18 protein-coding genes and 1 other RNA gene are annotated in these 18,553 nt (G+C 40.0%); 4 read left to right on the top strand and 15 right to left on the bottom strand.

The window, feature by feature from the left end; genetic code table 11:
* The first annotated feature begins 188 nt into the window (after positions 1–188).
* Both ACTHN6_RS20600 and ACTHN6_RS20605 read left to right on the top strand, forming a co-directional pair.
* Complete coding sequence (locus tag ACTHN6_RS20600) at positions 189–608, top strand: hypothetical protein (protein ID WP_440437666.1); 420 nt, start codon at positions 189–191, stop codon at positions 606–608.
* A 217-nt stretch (positions 609–825) separates the two neighbouring features.
* Positions 826–3,186 (top strand): glycoside hydrolase family 15 protein, encoded by a 2,361-nt coding sequence (locus ACTHN6_RS20605; protein ID WP_440437667.1) that lies wholly within the window; start codon positions 826–828, stop codon positions 3,184–3,186.
* A gap of 81 nt (positions 3,187–3,267) precedes the next feature.
* On the opposite strand, the gene ssrA is transcribed toward ACTHN6_RS20605, so the two are convergent.
* Positions 3,268–3,644, bottom strand: a transfer-messenger RNA (tmRNA) gene (gene ssrA / locus ACTHN6_RS20610).
* Between the two features lie 103 nt (positions 3,645–3,747).
* On the opposite strand from ssrA, the gene ACTHN6_RS20615 reads away from it, so the two are divergent.
* Positions 3,748–5,553 carry a MutS-related protein gene (locus ACTHN6_RS20615; protein WP_440437668.1) on the top strand — a complete coding sequence of 602 codons (1,806 nt, stop codon included), beginning with the start codon at positions 3,748–3,750 and terminating at the stop codon, positions 5,551–5,553.
* Positions 5,554–5,628: 75 nt separating this feature from the next.
* Here the strand turns inward: ACTHN6_RS20615 and ACTHN6_RS20620 are convergent, their stop codons facing one another.
* The gene (locus tag ACTHN6_RS20620) at positions 5,629–6,156 is read right to left on the bottom strand and encodes a phosphoribosyltransferase family protein (RefSeq protein ID WP_440437669.1); all 528 of its coding nucleotides are present in this window, start codon (positions 6,154–6,156) and stop codon (positions 5,629–5,631) included.
* A 73-nt stretch (positions 6,157–6,229) separates the two neighbouring features.
* Between ACTHN6_RS20620 and ACTHN6_RS20625 the strand changes: the two genes are divergently transcribed.
* Positions 6,230–7,555: a 4Fe-4S dicluster domain-containing protein gene (locus ACTHN6_RS20625; RefSeq protein WP_440437670.1), complete on the top strand. Its 1,326-nt coding sequence runs from the start codon at positions 6,230–6,232 to the stop codon at positions 7,553–7,555.
* Positions 7,556–7,583: 28 nt separating this feature from the next.
* Here ACTHN6_RS20625 and ACTHN6_RS20630 read toward each other — a convergent pair whose 3' ends face one another.
* The 13 genes from ACTHN6_RS20630 to ACTHN6_RS20690 form a co-directional block, all read right to left on the bottom strand.
* A complete protein-coding gene (locus ACTHN6_RS20630; RefSeq protein ID WP_440437671.1) occupies positions 7,584–8,393 on the bottom strand; it encodes a response regulator transcription factor in 810 nt (269 codons plus the stop codon).
* A gap of 189 nt (positions 8,394–8,582) precedes the next feature.
* Positions 8,583–9,125, bottom strand: a complete 543-nt coding sequence (locus ACTHN6_RS20635) for a DinB family protein (protein WP_440437672.1) — start codon at positions 9,123–9,125, stop codon at positions 8,583–8,585.
* 93 nt (positions 9,126–9,218) lie between these two features.
* Positions 9,219–9,767, bottom strand: coding sequence for a hypothetical protein (locus tag ACTHN6_RS20640; protein WP_440437724.1), 549 nt, complete (start codon positions 9,765–9,767; stop codon positions 9,219–9,221).
* Entirely contained in the window at positions 9,718–10,470 is a 753-nt protein-coding gene (locus ACTHN6_RS20645; protein WP_440437673.1) for an NUDIX hydrolase, read from the bottom strand. Before ACTHN6_RS20645 ends, ACTHN6_RS20640 begins: the two co-directional genes overlap by 50 nt.
* A gap of 131 nt (positions 10,471–10,601) precedes the next feature.
* Positions 10,602–10,883 (bottom strand): bZIP transcription factor, encoded by a 282-nt coding sequence (locus ACTHN6_RS20650; RefSeq protein ID WP_440437674.1) that lies wholly within the window; start codon positions 10,881–10,883, stop codon positions 10,602–10,604.
* Positions 10,884–10,986: 103 nt separating this feature from the next.
* Positions 10,987–11,529, bottom strand: coding sequence for a DUF4199 domain-containing protein (locus ACTHN6_RS20655; RefSeq protein ID WP_440437675.1), 543 nt, complete (start codon positions 11,527–11,529; stop codon positions 10,987–10,989).
* 118 nt (positions 11,530–11,647) lie between these two features.
* Positions 11,648–12,115 carry a response regulator transcription factor gene (locus ACTHN6_RS20660; protein WP_440437676.1) on the bottom strand — a complete coding sequence of 156 codons (468 nt, stop codon included), beginning with the start codon at positions 12,113–12,115 and terminating at the stop codon, positions 11,648–11,650.
* Positions 12,116–12,126: 11 nt separating this feature from the next.
* The gene (gene ligA / locus ACTHN6_RS20665) at positions 12,127–14,262 is read right to left on the bottom strand and encodes an NAD-dependent DNA ligase LigA (protein WP_440437677.1); all 2,136 of its coding nucleotides are present in this window, start codon (positions 14,260–14,262) and stop codon (positions 12,127–12,129) included.
* 74 nt (positions 14,263–14,336) lie between these two features.
* Positions 14,337–14,960, bottom strand: coding sequence for a hypothetical protein (locus ACTHN6_RS20670; RefSeq protein WP_440437678.1), 624 nt, complete (start codon positions 14,958–14,960; stop codon positions 14,337–14,339).
* Positions 14,961–14,965: 5 nt separating this feature from the next.
* The gene (locus ACTHN6_RS20675; RefSeq protein ID WP_440437679.1) at positions 14,966–15,136 is read right to left on the bottom strand and encodes a hypothetical protein; all 171 of its coding nucleotides are present in this window, start codon (positions 15,134–15,136) and stop codon (positions 14,966–14,968) included.
* Positions 15,137–15,195: 59 nt separating this feature from the next.
* A complete protein-coding gene (gene purU, locus ACTHN6_RS20680) occupies positions 15,196–16,023 on the bottom strand; it encodes a formyltetrahydrofolate deformylase (protein WP_440437680.1) in 828 nt (275 codons plus the stop codon).
* Positions 16,024–16,052: 29 nt separating this feature from the next.
* Positions 16,053–17,204 (bottom strand): glycerate kinase, encoded by a 1,152-nt coding sequence (locus tag ACTHN6_RS20685; RefSeq protein WP_440437681.1) that lies wholly within the window; start codon positions 17,202–17,204, stop codon positions 16,053–16,055.
* A gap of 5 nt (positions 17,205–17,209) precedes the next feature.
* Positions 17,210–18,535: a GntP family permease gene (locus ACTHN6_RS20690; protein WP_440437682.1), complete on the bottom strand. Its 1,326-nt coding sequence runs from the start codon at positions 18,533–18,535 to the stop codon at positions 17,210–17,212.
* Between the last annotated feature and the right edge of the window lie 18 nt (positions 18,536–18,553).

An 18,553-nucleotide genomic window follows, 5' to 3' on the forward strand; every position in this document is an offset into this window, starting at 1 on the left:
TCGGCCGCAAATACAACAATACCGCAATATTCATGCTTTTGCACTGCTTTCTTAAACGCGTGAATAAAAGATTATACGTTTTGGAACAACGATTGTATGATAATAGTAACAATCAACCTGCTTATTTGAAAGATAAATACCGTGCTGCATTGCATTAAGTAATGATTAGTTCATTTAAATATATAGTTATGAAAGAACCTGAATATTTCCCAACCTTCTCAAAAGCCTTGCTGGCCGGTGCGCTTACAGGCATGGCAGCAACACTTATTAATGTTATTTATGAAGTTATTTTCAGAAGCATCACCAATTACGAACCTGCGGCCTGGTTCAATTTCTTCTCTATAACATTCGCAACCATGATCGTTTTAACGTTAACGGGTATGTTCTTTTACCTGTTTGCAAAAAACAACAGCTTTAAAAGTTATGATGTTGTTATAACAGTTATCATTATTGCAGTTATATGCATAACGGCATTCCTGCATTCCGATAAAAGCCAGGCTGCATTTTACGGCAATCATGGATTGGTCGCAGGCTTTGTAATATTAAGCGGCATACTCGCTTTAACATTATTGCCTTATCTCTTCCGGCATCCTAAACTTTTTTTATAATTAAAGTGATTTAACTAAAAAGAATCATTAGGATTTCAACAAATATTATTTATTTGTGTTGCTTTTATTGCAGTAGCTTTTTTGATTCTTAAGCATTAAAAGAAAAAGAAATAAAGAAGATAAAAACAACATGTATATAAAGAGTATATGCCCAATTTTTCCTGCCACGAAATGCATCAGGATTAGTATATCCCGCTTATAAAAATTTAGTTTTATTATGCAGCAACAACACGCACCGGGTACACCAGGTGTTACAGCCAAATGGACTTCAGGCGCCAAATCCGGCATTGGCAAAGCAATTAACACTTCTTCTTCAGTAACATTTACATTAAGTCATGGCATATTAAATGAAATATATTTTCCAAGAGAAGACATTGCCTGCATCCGCGACATGGAATTTCTTGTAGCCGATGGAAAAGATTTTTTTTCAGAAGAAAAGCGTCATACGAAGCATGTAACAAAAACAATAAAACCGGGCGTTCCCTGCTATCAGATAATTAATACCTGTATTCATAAAAAATACCAGCTAAAAAAAGAGATTATCTGCGACCCTTTAAGAAACACGGTACTTCAGCATGTGCAATTTAAACAGGCAAAAAACACATCATTACAATTATATGCATTGATAGCACCGCATTTGAATAATGAAGGCAATAATAATAATGCCTGGGTTGGCGAATACAAGGGGATTAAAATGCTGTTTGCAGAACATAAAGGCCTTGCATTAGCTGTTGCCTGTTCTGCAAAATGGTTAAAATGTTCTGCAGGCTATGTTGGCGTTTCAGATGGCTGGACAGATTTGAATGAGCATAAAACAATCACATGGGAATATGATTATGCGGCAAGCGGCAATACCGCGTTAATTGGCGAAATAGATTTATCTGAAGGCTCAGAGTTTGTGCTGGCAACAGGCTTTGGAATAAATACAGCAGAAGCGGCATTGCATGCATGGGGCAGCATACTGGAAGGCTTTGAATCGGCTAAAAGAATATATGTACAATCATGGCTGCAATGGCTGCAGGGTTTGTATAACCTGAAAGGAAAAATTTATCGCGAAAGTGCTGCTGTATTAAGAATGCATGAAGCCAAAGCTTTTCCGGGCGGTATTATTGCAAGCCTTTCTATCCCCTGGGGATCATCAAAAGACGATTCGCACAGGGGCGGATATCATGTGGTATGGCCACGCGATCTTTGCGAAACAGCCAACGGTTTTATTGCATTAAAAGTGCATGAAGATGCATTGCGTGTATTAAACTATTTAATGAGTACGCAACAAGCCGACGGAAGTTGGCCTCAGAATATGTGGCTGTCCGGAATGCCATACTGGAAAGGCATACAGATGGATCAAACAGCCCTGCCCATTCTTCTCATTGATAAATGCAATGTGCATAATGCCATCAGCAAAGAAAGAATGGGGCGTTACTGGCCCGGCATAAAAAAAGCAATTGAATTTATCTTACTTAACGGGCCATACACACAGCAAGACAGGTGGGAAGAAGAAAAAGGCTATACGCCTTTTACACTGGCAACGCAAATTGCGGCATTGCTTGCCGCCGCAAAACTCGCCGAAGAAAACGATGAACCTGCATTGGCAACCTATTGCCTCGAAACAGCAGATTACTGGAACGACAATATTGAATACTGGACATACGTAACCAATACTCCGCTTGCAAAGCAATACAATATAGACGGGTATTACATACGCATTAACCCTTATAACATTCCGGCAAATGAATTAGGCGATAAAACGATTGCACTGAAAAATCACATAGATGGCAATGGTAAAATTTTATTAAATGAATTGATATGTGTTGATGTGCTGGCGTTGGTCCGCTTTGGATTGCGTGCACCCAACGATCCTAAAATTCTTGATACGATAAAATTGATTGATGCCATGCTGAAAGTAACCACACCTTATGGCGATAGCTGGCATCGTTATGTAAATGATGGTTATGGGGAGGATACAGCAGGCAATGCTTATAATGTAGCAGGCATTGGCCGGGCCTGGCCGCTGCTTACGGGAGAGCGGGCGCATTATGAAATTGCCGCGGGCAATTTAGCTTATGCAAAAGAGCTTATACAAGCGATGGAAAGATTTTCAGATCACAGTTTATTGCCTGAACAAATATGGGACACAGAAAGCATACCGGAAAAGGACCTTTATTTTGGCAAACATACAGGCTCCGCCATTCCGCTTACCTGGGCACATGCTGAATACATAAAGCTAAGCGCTTCATTAAAAAACAGGAAAGTGTTTGATATGCCGGAAGCAACACTGCAACGTTATATCAAACAAAAAACGGCATCATTAATAACCGTGTGGAGGTTCACTAACCAGGTGGCGCAATTCAGGAAAGAAAAAATATTAAGGATTGAATTGCTTGCTGAAGCCAATGTTAGCTGGACGTTTGATAACTGGAAAACGGTTAATGTTATACCAACAAACAACACCACTGTTGGACTATTTTATGTTGATATAAATATTCAGGCTGTTGAAACAGGTAAACTGGATTTTACTTTTTTCTGGATTGGTGCCAACCGTTGGGAAGGAAAGAATTTTTCTGTAACAGTTATATAAGTATTATCTGCCACAAATGCACAAATCTATCTGTGTTTTTAGCTGATAAAAAAGGCCTGCAAAAATTTGCAGGCCTTTTTAAAGTGGAGCTGAGGGGACTCGAACCCCTGTCCAAACATCTTTGCCATAAGCTTTCTACATGCTTAGTTTATTATTAATTGTCGGCAAATAAGCGGGAACAAACCAACCAATTATTCGCTTAGCTGAATAGTCTTTTGCAACAGTCACAGCATTCTGTTACAGCATTCTGTATTTGTTTTTGAGTCGGCGGCGGAGCGTGGTAACAGAACAACCGGCTCAACGCGGCCCTAATGACTAACTAATCACTGATTAGGCAGCCATAGCGAAGTTAGATTCGCCATTTGTAGTTTGAACCTTCGGATTAACGTGCAAATGGTACAACGCACGGCATGCTTACACTTACCACAAACGGATGCTGTCAAAACCAATACAGCCCCGGATTGAGAAAGCGGTGAGCTATGAACTCACGTTTTTCAAAGAGCGAACAGCAAATTTACAAATGTTTTTTGCAAAAAATATTTAAAACGCATCTTCGCCTGTATGAAGTCAGAAAATAATCCAAAAGATTTTTATAAAACGAAGATTTCAGCACTTGAGCAACAATTAAAAGTTTTATATAATACAAGAAGCAAAATTGCCTGGATACGTTTTGCCATTTTTGTAGTTACCTGCATTGCTGTTTATTTTTTATGGCCTACGGGCTGGCCGGCAATTACGCTGGGAATTATTACCGGCATTGCGCTGTTTCTTATAGCTGTATCAAAAGATGCAAACAACAAAGCGGCTATCAAAAATACTGAAACGCTGTTGTCCATCAACAAAGATGAAATTGATTTTCTTAAATATGATTTTCATCATCAGTACGACGGTAAAGACCTGCAACCGGAAAATCATGTGTATTCGAAAGACCTTGATGTATTCGGAAAAGCATCGTTGTTTCAATATATCAACCGCTGCAAGGCTGAGCAGGCAATTGAACTGCTGGCAACAAGGTTATTACATCCTTTAAGCAAAGAAAATATATTGCAGCAACAGCAGGCGGTAAAAGAAATAGGCAATAAAATAAACTGGTGGCAGCAATTCCGGGCTTTTGGCATACATGAAAAAATAACCAGGAATGCAGAAAAACGCATCAGTAACTGGCTTGAGTTAAATAATGAAATTTATACTAATAAAGGATGGAAACTGCTGGCACGCATTTATCCTTTTATCACATTGTTTTGCGTGTACCTGTATCTTGATGATATTATCCCTTCGCCATTGTTTTCTCTGTGTGTTCTCTTCTTTTTTTTAATAAGCATCGCTATAAGCCGTAAAGTTCAGGATGTATATGTTTTGCTATCGCGGCTGGAACCCGTTGTTGCTACTTTAAAAAATCAATTGCAAAGTTTTGAGAACGAAAAATTCGACAGCGCAGTTTTAACAATACTTCAAAAAAGCTTAGGCAATTCAAGCGATAAAACCGCATCAGCTTCCATCAGTCATCTTCAAAAAATCCTGAACCGGTTCGATGTGCGTTTAAATGCATTTGCCTTCATTATCCTGAACACATTTTGTTTGTGGGATTTATGGCAGATACTGGCCTTGAACGGGTGGAAAAAACAAAACAAATCATTGGCGTCGAACTGGTTTAATGTGATTGCACAGGTTGAGGTGGCCGGCAGTTTTGCAACACTCAGTTTTAACAATCCTGAATGGTGTTTTCCTGCAATTGCTGATAAACATTTTACTTTATCAGGCGAAGCAATCGGTCATCCTTTGATTCCAAAAAATCAAAGCGTCACCAATAATTTCAGTTTGCAGGGCATAGCAAAAGTTGACTTGATTACCGGTAGCAATATGGCCGGCAAGAGTACTTTTTTAAGAAGCATTGGCGTTAATATGATCCTTGCCTATACAGGTTCTGCTGTTTGTGCAAAAAGCTTTACCACCTCTGTGGCAACCATAATGAGCAGTATGCGTATTGAAGATAATCTTGCAGAAAATACTTCAACCTTTTATGCTGAACTGAAGAAATTAAAAACCATCATTGATGCAGTTAATGCAAACATCAAATGCTTTATCCTGCTGGATGAGATTTTACGCGGCACCAATTCATTAGACAGGCATACTGGTTCAAAAGCTTTGATACAGCAACTCATCCGGAAAAATGCCGTGGCTGTAATTGCAACCCACGATATTGAATTATCAGGGCTGAAAAGTGATTTTCCGCAGGCAATTACCAACTATCATTTTGATGTTGCTGTGAATAATGAAAAGCTATTCTTTGATTATAAATTAAAGCAGGGCATTTGCACAAGCATGAATGCTTCTTTGCTGATGAAACAAATAGGGATTGAAATGTGATCACGTGAATCGTCAATCGTGAAACGTGAATGTAAGCGCTTGAAACTTGCGGCTTGTAGCTCAAAGCGAACCGCTTCATTCCCCGGAAGCGATAGAAGCAGAAATATTGCCATTCACTTCTTCTACCTGCACATAATCATCCGGCGCTGTTGCAACGGAGTAGCCAACATAATCGGGCTTTATGGGAAATTGTTTATGCATGCGTTCCACCAGCACGAGTGTCTGAATTCTCTTTGGATGATATTGCATAAAAGGCTTTAAAGCATACATCAAGGTTTTACCGCTGTTGCTTACATCATCTACCAGCAAAACATTTTTGTCATCAAAATTTATTTCTTCACTTAAAGTAATAACAGCAGGCTTTTGCTTATCAAGATGAAGGGAAATTGTTTTTACAGGTATGGATATGTATTTTTTCAAGTGTGTTGCAACTTTGGCAGCAATAAGATTGCCTGCACCTTCTATTCCAAATTTACCAGCGCCTTCAATGCCAATTATAATCAGCTCCGTATTGTCTTCACTCAGGTTTTCAGCTACCTCAAGCGCCATGCGGTGAAACTTTTCTTCAGATACTTCTGCTGTTAATATAGTTTTGTTTTGCATGCTATAAAAATAAGATAAGAGTTTTTATAATGAAGCATTTACGCGAACTTTATCTTCGTTATACATAAACTCTATGCATATTATTTTACAGGTAATATTTATTGTGATTGCCGCCGCAGCCATCTTTCTTTTTGCCAAAAAAACGGGCCAGGTAAGAAGGAATATTTTACTGGGCAGGGATGAAACAATTAACGATAATAAACCGCAGCGCTGGAGAAATGTTTTGCTGCTTGCTTTCGGGCAAAAAAAAATGTTCCGTAACCCGCTGGTGGCCATAATGCACTTTATAATTTATGCAGGCTTCATCATCATAAATCTTGAAGTGCTTGAAATAGTTATTGATGGCATTTTTGGCACACACAGGCTATTTGCAAAGCCTTTGGGCGGTGTATATCCCTGGCTTATTAATGCATTTGAATTTTTAGCGGTTGGTGTGCTTACGGTTTGTGTTATTTTTTTAATAAGAAGAAATATACTGCATGTAAAACGCCTGTGGATGAATGAACTAAATGGCTGGCCTAAAAGCGATGCCAATTATATCCTCATCACAGAAATTTTGTTAATGAGTTTTTTTCTCACCATGAATGCTGCCGATACGGCTTTGCAAAACCGCGGCTATGGTGTATATGCGCAACATGCTACAGGCAATTTTGCTTTCTCTCAATTTCTGCAGCCCTTGTTTGCAGGCATGAGCAATGATGCATTAATGACATTGGAAAGAACCTGCTGGTGGCTGCATATTGTTGGCATATTTGCGTTTTTAAATTATCTACCTTACTCCAAACACTTGCATATTTTATTTGCCTTTCCCAATGCTTATTATGGCAGCCTTGAGCCAAAGGGCAAGCTCGAAAATATGCCTGAAATTCAGCAGGAAGTTTTATATGCCATGCAACCCGAACTGGCGCCTGAAGAAGCCGCACCCGATCATAAAAAATTTGGCGCAAAGGATATTTTTGATTTAAGCTGGAAGAACCTGCTGGATGCTTATAGCTGTACTGAATGCGGGCGTTGCACGGCAGCCTGCCCGGCCAATATTACGGGCAAGGTTTTAAGCCCGCGTTTAATTATGATGAAAACACGTGACCGGGCAGAAGAAGTTGGAAAAAACATTAATCAAAACAAATCCTTCACAAACGATAATAGATCGTTACTGCATGATTATATAACGCCTGAAGAATTACGCGCCTGCACCACCTGCCAGGCCTGTGTTGAAGAATGCCCGGTAAGTATAAATCCTTTGGATATTATTGTACAGTTAAGAAGATACCTGGTGATGGAAGAAAGCAATGCGCCGCAGGAATGGAACGCCATGTTCAGCAATATTGAAAACAATTTTGCACCCTGGAAATTTTCACCGGATGACCGCGATAAATGGGCTACAGAAACGCGTAGTTAAACCATTTATCTTTTACCCAAATACCGGGTTATATCAGTCCCGATTTAATGGCGTTGGCTATTAATTCTGCAGTAGAAGCAGCAGACATTTTACTAAGAAGATTTTGCCTGTGGTTACCAATTGTTTTTACAGACAGGTTTAATTGCACAGCAATTTGTTTACTGCTGTAACCGGCAGCAACCAGTTTTAATATGTCTAATTGCCGGTTTGTAATTTTGATGTGCGTTGCCGTTTTCTTAATAAGGCTGCTATCTTTTTTGCAATATAAATGCTGGCAGGTTTGATTTTTTGCATCAAACACACTCATCATAGCTACGCCGCTTGTTTTTATATGAGAGATGTCTGTAATAATCGTAAGCCCGTAAATTACCATTCCGTCCTTGTCGAAAATATGATCAGCCAACTGTACCATTACCCAATAATAGGTTTGTTCGGGATTTAACAGCCGCAAGTAAATAGTGGTTCTGAACTGATCCTTTTGTTCAGCCGGAAGTTTTGATAAAAAAGAATACCAGTAATGGCTAAAAGCAAACATTTTTGGTAAATCTTCCGCATGGGTATTTCTAAAAAGCACCTGCGGCGAAGCGTCGGGTATTTCGTTATCTGGAAAGAACATCATTTCTGCAACCTTACCACCAAACTTTCGCGTGATTCCGGTGGTAGTATCGGCAATAAACCAGAAGTAGCGGCCAATGGCAAATTTGTTATAATAATTAAGGGAAGTAGCGAAGGCGGTTTCGGGAGTAATTTGTGCGGCAGTAGTTTTATTACCGCCTAAGGCGGGCGTAAATGCAGCAGGGTCGACAGCATCAATAAGCAGCGTTTTCGTTTTTTCCATAAGCGTACAAATTCAGGTATGCCGCAATCTAAGGATAAATCTCTATTTTTTATAAAGCGGCTTCAGTCTAAATTAGACACTTATTTCAGTGTTAACCTATAAATTATTACCCGGCTTAAAATGTTGCATGTACAACCCTGCAACATTTTTCTTTTAATTGCCAAAGCCGATGCATCGCCAGGCAAAGAACTACTTCACCCCGTTGTTATCATCCCACCAGCCTTTCATTTTCCTTATATAAATAATTTGCCCGGTATGATAAGCATTGTGCGTACCAATATGCGCAATGGTTGAAGCTATTTTTGCCAATGTTGCATCATCTGCATTTTGTACAGCAACTTCAATTCCCGTCAATACGCTGTCTAATTCTTTAATAGTTGCCGGCCACGATTTTTCATCCACCGGGGAGAAAGTCTCTTTATTATCAGCATTAAAAGGATCCTGTTTGATACCCCTTAAATTATTCAACACCCTTTTATTCCAGAAAACTAAATGCGTTGTGAGTTGCGCTATGGAATGGTTGCCGGAACTGTCTTTCCAGTTAGCCTGTTCAGGTGTTAACCCTGCAACGGCAATGTTTGGCGGCACAAACCAATCCTTCACATTATGCGTTGTTTTAAGTTGCTCCAGCAATATTGACTTTAAGGTAACAGCAGAATCATTCTGTGCTTTTGATGCATAAGCAATACAAAAAAACAAAAGAATTAAAGTGTATTTCATAGTGTGTTTCATTATGCGGTTTTTAGCAGATAAACATATTGAAGTAAAGAAAAAAAATTATAATTATTTTTTGAAAGGCAATTTTTAATACTTAGCCCGGAATAATTATTCCTGAACTTTCATTTTCCTTCTGTAAAACGATGCTGTTATAAAACTGACAGGCAACCCAATGCATACCATTAAAATGCCCGCTCCGCGAAGAAAGCCCGTCCAGGTTGGCGGGGAATGATGAGCACGTGATAAAGGCACTATAATAAGGTTCATTATTATCCAAACAATAAGGCCATATAGCAAGCCGCTTATAAACACGTTTTTTTGCAAAAAACGCAAATGCGGATAAACAAAAAAATATCCTGTTGCAAAGCAAAAAGCAATAAAATAATGCAGCAGTAATCCAATAACAGCCATCACATTTGCACTGCCAATAATCGTATCGCCAAACAAGCCCGCGGCAATGCCATGAAATAACTGCGTAACGGTTACAGCCTTCATCAGGAGGCAATACACAATTACGGCGCCTGAAGCATCTAAAGTGCCGGCGATAAAGCCTGCTAAAAGAATCGATTGTATGGTAGAAAGATGGGCCTGCTGCATAGGAATGCTTTTAAAACTCAATCCCTGTCCATTTCTTCTTATTCTGACGGTATTTGTCAAAATCAAAACGGTATAACCTGCCGGGCCGGTGATGCACATCATCTTCGTATTCGCCCGTATCAATTAAAAAATCCATAGAAAAGAATTTCTTACGAAAATTACGGCGGTCGAGTTTTATATCGAGAATTGCTTCATATAAATTCTGCAGTTCACGCAGAGAAAATTTTTCGGGCAAAAGATTTAAGCCCAGCGGATGTTCCAGCATTCTTTTCTGAAGCCATTTATAACAAACGTCCAGTATTTCTTTATGATCAAAAGCCATGTTGCAGGCTGTTTTCACGGTATGCCAGTGCAATTCGTTATCAAGAATATTGAGCGAATGATGTTCTGTATTCAGCAAAGAACAATAAGCCACCGTAATTACGCGGCCGCCAGGATGCCGGTGCGGCTTACTGAATGTTTTAACCTGTTCGAGATAAACATCCTCCATACCCGTTCTTTCACGCAAAACGCGGTAGGCGGCATCATCCAGTTCTTCATCATCATGTGCAAAATCTCCAAGCAGCGTCCATTTTCCTTCAAACATTTCAAGATCGCTCCGTATAAGCAGCACTTTAAGTTCATTATTATCAAAACCAAAGATCACACAGTCAACTGTTATGGGCACACGCGGGTAAGTTTCAACCAGTTGCTGAACCTGTTCCAGGGCATGGTTTGTATCGTCTTGTTTTTTTATACCGGAAATAACTTCTGCTGAAGGCATGGCAAGTAGTTTTTATTCGCAATAGAAGTGTAAAAATAACACTATGCGATTTACATATCAAAAACCATCTGCTCAATTGCAGGTTAGAGGTTAAAAAAAAGCGGCTACTGATAACCGCTTTTTTTTAAAAACTAATCTTCAATCCAAACAGGCTGTTTACTGCCTGTGCGGGAAACCGTGAGCTTCTTCTTTTTTACCTGAAGCTGGTTTCTTAATTCTGCAATTTGCTTTTGCAGAATTTCGTTAGAGGCTTTCAGCTCTTTTACGTCATTTTCAAGCTTTAAGATTCTGTCCATTCCGCCGGTTTTAAAAGCAACAGAATCGCTGATTACCGTATCAGCTTCCGAGGCTGGCTGGGCAAAACATAAGACTGAAAAGCATGCGATGGTTAGTGTGATAAATATTCTCTTCATAAATGCAAGGTTATCCGCAATATTACTTTTTTATCGGCCAAAATGCACCCAAGAAAATGTTATAAAACTAACAATCGTAAGTGTATTGTTTTTAGCAGAAAATTTATGCGTTTGCTGCATAAAATTCCTTAGGATTTTTTCTTTTAAGTATGAACGCAACAATAAGGCTTACCAACAGGCCAACAGGGAATATTTCCAGGTAAGTTAAAAGTATAACCATTATTGGGCTTTTATACATTGTTATATATTGCTGCATTTGTGCTGCTGTTTTATCTATTTCGGCCTGGCTTGCACCCGAGGCGGTGGTTTTCTCCATCATGGCGCTGGTATATTTCTCCATAAAATCTGGTATAAATGCATAATAACATACCAGCCATACTATTACATAAATTGTAGAGGTAACCAGGGCAATAAGCAAACCGGTTTTAAAGGCTTTTCCAAAAGTGATAACGCCGTTATTGTATTTGTCGCGATAGGTTTTTACGGCAACAAAAATCATGGAAAAGGCAAGTATCATAGCGGTATAACCAACCAGCATATTGCCTTCAAACCTGCCGGTATTGTAACAATGCACGGTGCCGATAATTAATGTGATGGAAGCAATTACACCGCCTATAACGCCGGGAATGAGAACGAGTTTTTTCATAACAAGTAGTTTTAATAATGATTGATGCCGCAAGCTGTTTTAAAAAGCATAAAACCCGATCATACTTTAGAATGATTTCAGGTTAAAAATGCTTTTTACTACTTAAGCATGAGTTATTTCAGGGTATCAATCCTAAATTTTTTGCTTTTTCCACGGCTTGTGTACGGCGCGATGCTTCCAGCTTGAAAAAAAGATTGCTGATATGGGTTTTTATCGTGCTTACCGAAACAAAAAGCGTATTGGCAATTTCCTGGTTACTGAATCCTTTAGCCATAAGCTTAAGCACTTCCAGTTCCCTTGCGCTTATTTCAGTTTTGGCCAATGCATCTTCGTTAATAACAAATGGCTGCACCTGGTTTATAAAAACCTTTTTTTCTACAATTTCAATTTTAGTTTTTGGTTTAATAAGCTTTGTTGCCAGCCAAATGCCCAAGAGGGTAAACAGCAAGGCAATACTGCCGGCGTAAAACTGGAAACTGTTATTCAGAATAATCAATTTGTATTCTATCAGTTTTAAAAATACAATAAGCAGCGCCAGCGAGAAACCATAAATAAGAATCGTTTTATATTTTCTAAAAAAGTTCATAGCAGCCATGGTTATTCTATCAATGCGAGAAACTCATCTTCGCTGATGATTTTTATGGTATTGATTTTTTTAGCTTTCTCCAGTTTGCTGCCGGCGTCATCCCCTACTACAAGATAATTAAGCTTGCTGCTAACGCCGCTAACGATTTTGCCGCCGTGTTTTTCAACCAGTTCTTCGGCCTCGGTACGTTTAAGTTTATTTAATGTGCCTGTAAATAAAAATGTTTGTTCGCTTAAAGTATTGCTTTCTGCAGATGATTGCTTTTTAGTATTCTTCAGGTTCAAACCCAAATCCTGTAAACGTTTTAGTATTTGCAGGTTATCATTATTCTGAAAGAAACCATAAATGCTGGTAGCCACTTTAATACCAATATCTTCCAGTTGCTGCAATTCTTCAATGCTCATTTTCTCAAAATCATATAGCTCTTTAACAGCGTTGGCCAAAGTTTTGGCAGTTGTTTCACCAACATAGCGAATGCCCAGTGCATATACCAACCGGTGCAATGGCTGTTGCTTGGAATCTTCAATGGCCTTTTGCAAATTATCAATCGACTTTTTACCAAAGCCTTCCAGTTTGCCGATGGCTTCAAAGTCAAGCGTATAAATGCCCGGAATATCTTTTAATAACCCCAGTTCAAAAAACTTCATCACATTGGCTGCGCCAAAATGTTTTATATCCATGGCATCCTTGCTCACAAAATGTATGATCTTTTCAACCACCTGTGCCGGGCATTCTATATTGATGCAACGCCATACAGCTTCGCCTTCCTCCTTAAATAATTCACTGTTGCAAACCGGGCATTTTTTGGGATAATGGATAATCTTTTCATGGCCTGTTCTAACCTCAGGTATTGATTTTACAATTTGCGGAATTACATCGCCTGCCCTTTCCACCAAAACAGTATCGCCGATGCGCAAATCTTTTTCTTTAATATATTCTTCATTATGCATGGAAATGCTTGACACCGTAACACCGCCGATAAATACCGGTTCAAGTTTGGCCACCGGCGTCACGGCGCCCGTTCTGCCAACGTTAAATTCAACACCAATGAGTTTTGTGGTGCCCTGCCTTGCCTTGAATTTAAAAGCAATGGCCCAGCGCGGATGATGCGATGTCATGCCCAGTTTGTCCTGCAGGGCAAGGTCATTTACTTTTATCACCATGCCATCAATTTCATAAGGCAGGTCATCGCGTTTGGCTTCAAATTCCCGGCAATATTTAATGACTGCATCAATGCCCTTCACCACTTTTTTTTCTTTTTCAGGACTGCGGAAACCCAGGTCCCACAACATCTTCAGCGATTCGCTATGTGTTATAAAGGGCGCTTCGTTTTTAGAAATATTTTCTTTGGAGTGATCTTTTTCGTCTGACACTTTTTTCCCTTCCAGCGTGGTATAATAACTCACATGGTACAAAAATGCTTCGAGGTTTCTTTTGGCAACGAGCTTCGGGTCTTTAATGCGCAAACTGCCGCTGGCTGCGTTGCGCGGGTTAGCCAGCACAGGCAGGCCTTCTTCTTCCATCTGTGCATTATATTTTGCAAACGATTTTTTGCTCATTAATACCTCCCCGCGTATTTCAGCCGTTTGAATGTTATATTCAGAGAATGCCGCCGACAAAGGAATGGAACGCACCTGTTTAATATTGGTTGTGATTTCTTCGCCTTCCACGCCATTACCGCGTGTAACGCCGCGGCTTAACTCATCATCTTCATAAAGCAGCGAAATGCTGGCGCCGTCAAACTTTGGCTCCACACAATATTCAATTATATCAAGGCCGGTATTTTCCCGCGCTTTGCGGTCAAAATCTACCAGGTCTTCTTCGTTATAACTATTATCCAAACTAAGCATGGGCACAAGATGCTGCACCGTTGGAAAAGCCGTATTCAATATCAAACTGCTGCCTACACGCTGCGTGGGGGAGTTTTTTGTAATAAGTTCCGGGTGTTCCTTTTCTAATGCTTCAAGTTGTTTATACAGCTGGTCGTATTCCGTATCTGATACCAGCGGATCGCTCATAATATAATAGCGATATTCATGAAGGCGCAATGCTTTCCTGAGCTCATTAATATCTTTTGGTGATGCCGTATTTTTAAGAAATTCCCTCGAAATTTTTTCAAGATGATGAACCTGCGCTGTAGAATACATGATTGAAAGTTTGCGGCAAATTAAGAAGTTGTTTTAATTATTGAAAGCCGGTTATAAATGCGAAGGATGAAGTTTTACTTTTTGATTTTCTCCCGAACGGCTTCTTCCACTATCTGGCAAAAATCGTTAAAAGGAATACTGTTGATGCTAAACCCAGCATTCGCAACAATTTCCGGCAGCCTGGCAATAAATTCTTGATATTCGTTTACCAGCATAATATCCCCGGGAATAGTTGTACGCCGGGAAGCTGAACGTAACCAGTTTCGTATGCCCCGAATAATTTGCAAAGGGTTTTTATTATGGGCTTTTATATCAACACCATTCAAATCAGAAATATATTGCTGGTAACTGAATTTATCACGTTCAAATATTAAAGCCACTTTAGACTTTTGATGATCGTTGCCAAAACGTTTAGCGCCGAAGAAAATGCCAAGCTCAAATGGCATATTAAAGCGGGGATAACCTTTCTCTCCGGTTTCTATTCTTGATATATCGTGAATGGCATAGCGGCATTTTCTTATCCAGCTTATAATTTTATCAAGCCTGTTATAGCTGCTGTCTTCCTCAATAAGCGCACTTACCGGTATAAAACCGCACCTGTACACAGTGAAAACGATAGCCTGCAATAGCGGCGCATAATCTTCATCGAAAGGGCAATTTATAAATACATGGTCGTTATAGCCCGGGTTCAAGGCCATAGCAGTTAATCTTTAACGGTATTGGTTTTCCTCGAAGTGTTCTTTGTAATTTTTACAACAGCAGGTGCTTTTACTGCACTCAAGGGCTTTGCATAGGCGGCTTCTACAGCTTTGCGGATTTTTGAGCGGGGAACAGTAGTAGCCCTTTTCATTGTTTTTAAAGTTATTTCTGACATATAACAAAGTTAAGCATTATAGTTTTTGAAAAAAACAGCATATCGTTAAATGCAAATATTCATTCAAACACAATCGTTTTATTCTTATAAACAAAAACCCTGTCGTTTAAAACAAGCTGCAATGCTTTTGCCAATACGGCCGTCTCAATTTCCTTACCGGCATGCATCATGGCCTGAGCCGTAAAAGAATGATCAACGGGAATGATCTGCTGTGCGATTATAGGGCCTTCATCCAGATCATTCGTTACAAAATGCGCTGTGGCGCCAATGAGTTTTACACCCCGCTCAAAAGCCTGCTTATACGGGCTTGCACCCACAAACGCCGGCAAAAAAGAATGATGAATATTGATAATACGCATGCCATAATGTTTTACAAAACCCGGCGACAATATGCGCATAAATTTAGCCAATACAAGATAATCGCAATCGTACCCGTCAATTAAGCTTTTGATAGCTGATTCAAATGTTTCTTTATTCTTATCAAGATGAGATACGAAATAAAAAGGCACATCAAAACGGCTGCAGATATTTTCAAGCGTTGTATGGTTGCCAATAACACATTGCACCGTAGCGCCAAGTGTTTTAAAATAATTACGGATAAGGATATCCGCAAGGCAATGATATTCTTTGGTTACCAATACAATGATTTTCTTTTCAGGCGAAGGGTTTACATGCACATTTGCATCCTGCGGCAATACCTGCAGTAAATCCTGCTGAAGTTTATCCGGTGTTTCATAATGCGTTGTTTCGAGCCGCATAAAAAAACGCATCGCGGCTGTATCCACATGTTCGCGCATAGCCACAATGTTAATGGCATTGGCTGATAAAACACCGGAGATTGCCGCCACCAAACCAACCCTGTCTTTACATTGAATTACGATAACCATGACTGAATTATTAAAAGATATACGCTGCGTTAAACGGCTTTAATTTTTTGTGATATACCTATCAGCTTTCCGATAACCAGCGCGGTTCTTACCAAGTTTGTTTTTGTATGCTGCATAGCAGTATTTATATCAACTGCTTCGTTATTAATTGAAAGCAGCACATCGAAATATTGCTGCAATGCATCATTACTTTTCAAAGGAATACTGCCTGCCACCCCTATAACGGGGATATTTTTTGCTTTTGCCTTTACGGCTACGCCATACGGCCCTTTTCCCTGCAGGGTTTGTTCATCAATTTTGCCTTCACCGGTTATAACAATATCCGCTTTTTGCAAAGCTTTTTCAAAACCTGTAACAGAAAGAAAATATTCAATGCCATTAACCGGTTTTGCATTGCAGTAAGCAGCCAGGCCGGCAGCAACACCACCTGCTGCACCGCCGTGTTTTATGGATGACATATCAATGCCTGTTTGCTGTAAAGTGATAGTATTAAATGCAGTAAGCGCTGCTTCCAGTTTTATAATATCATCTTCTGATGCGCCTTTCTGCGGCCCGAATATTTTGGCAGCGCCATTATCGCCAAGCAAAGTATTCTCCACATCACATACAATAACGAGTTCGCAGGACAGGATCCTCTTATCGAATTCATTTGTATCAATCAAATTCACGACCGGCAAATCTTTTGGAATGACCTCAATCGTTTTGCCTTTATCGTCCAAAAATTTAATGCCCAGCGCCTGCAAAATACCAATGCCGCCATCCACAGTTGCACTGCCGCCAATACACAGGATTATTTTACGCACTTTTTTATCCAATGCATCTTTAATCAGTTCGCCCGTTCCAAAAGTGGTTGCCTGCAAAGGATTCAGTTCACCGGCCTTCAGCAGTTTTATACCGGATGCATTGGCCAGTTCTATCACCGCCGCCGTTTTTTCATCATCAATCAGCCCATAGGAAGACTTTATTTTTCTGCCCAAAGCATCATGTACTTCAATATTAACGGTTGTGCCATTTTGTTTTTGAGTGATGAGTTCAGCCGTTCCGTCTCCGCCATCGCCCACAGGAAAATATTCAAGGCTGTATGGAAGTTCACTTTGCTTCAAACCATCGCCAATGGCTTTTGCTGCAGCGGTGGCATCAAGGCTGTTTTTAAAAGCGTTTGGTGCAATAAGAATATTCATTTTTATCAGATAATAAACGACAATATATAAATGGTGAGCAAGGTAATTAAACCCATGAATGCAGTTGCAGTTGAATATACCTTCAGCATGGATTTCATATCAATACCGCTAAATTTGGCTATCACCCAGAAATAAGCATCGTTTGCATGAGAGATCATCATTGAACCGGCACCCATCGACAATACACAAAGCAACCTGCCTGTATCACTTTGCAAACCGAGCGCAGGCAATAAAGGCTGCACGATGGAAGCCGCAGTTATAATTGCAACCGTTGATGAACCCTGTGCTGTTTTAAGAATGAACGTAATTAAAAAAGGAAATAAAATTCCGAGCGAACCCAATGGCAACACATTGCTGAAATGTTCGCCAATCTTAGTTGCCGCCAGCACTGCACCAAAAGCGCCGCCTGCGCCTATTATAACAAGAATGCCGCCGGCTTTTTCAGCGGCTTCCTGTAATTGTTTGCTTATAATAGTTTTCGTCCATGCACGGCTGCAATTGAAGGCCAGCAATACGCCTGTTGCAAGCGCTATTACAGGTTCGCCCAAAATGGAAAAGATTTGTGCAATGTTTGCTTCATTCTTTTCCAATGCAAAAAAAGATTTTAATGCTATCAGGATTATAGGGATAACAACCGGTAAAAATGCCTGCATAACCGAGGGCAGTTTTGCAGTTGCGGCCGTAACAATCTCTTCTTCGGCTTCAATAAAATTTGTTTTCTTACCGGCGAATCTTGCCCATATATTTCCAACAACCATGGCGGGCAAAGCAGCAATGATACCGATTAATATCAGCCTGCCAAAATCAACATTTATAATTCCGGCAGCACTTGCGGCGCCGGGGTGAGGCGGTATTAAACAATGCACGGCATATAGGCCTGTAGATAAAGCAACGCTGGTGATGACAACAGAAATACCGGCGCGCCTGGCAACAGATTTATTAATGCCGCTTAATACAATAAAACCTGAATCGCAAAAAATAGGCATGCCTACAATAAAACCCGTAAGGCTTAATGCAAGCGAAGCATTTTTTTCACCAACCATCTTCAATATAAAATTGGCCATCACCCTGGTGCTGCCTGTATGTTCAAGTAATACGCCAAGCGTTGTACCCAAAACGATAATTAATCCAAGTGAACGCATGATGCTGCCAAAACCATCTTTAACAGCATTCATAATATCTTCAAAAGGCATTTGCAGGCCAAGGCCAACAACAAAGCAGGCTATAAGCAGGGCGAAGAAAGCATGTATATGATATTTTGCAGTGAGCAAAACAATAACAGCAATGCCTGCAATCAAGCAAATAATTAACTGGGTGAAACCTGTTGCCATGCCCATGAAAAAATTTGT

The organism is Parafilimonas sp., assembly GCF_051953455.1.
In the GTDB taxonomy this organism is placed as follows: domain Bacteria; phylum Bacteroidota; class Bacteroidia; order Chitinophagales; family Chitinophagaceae; genus Parafilimonas.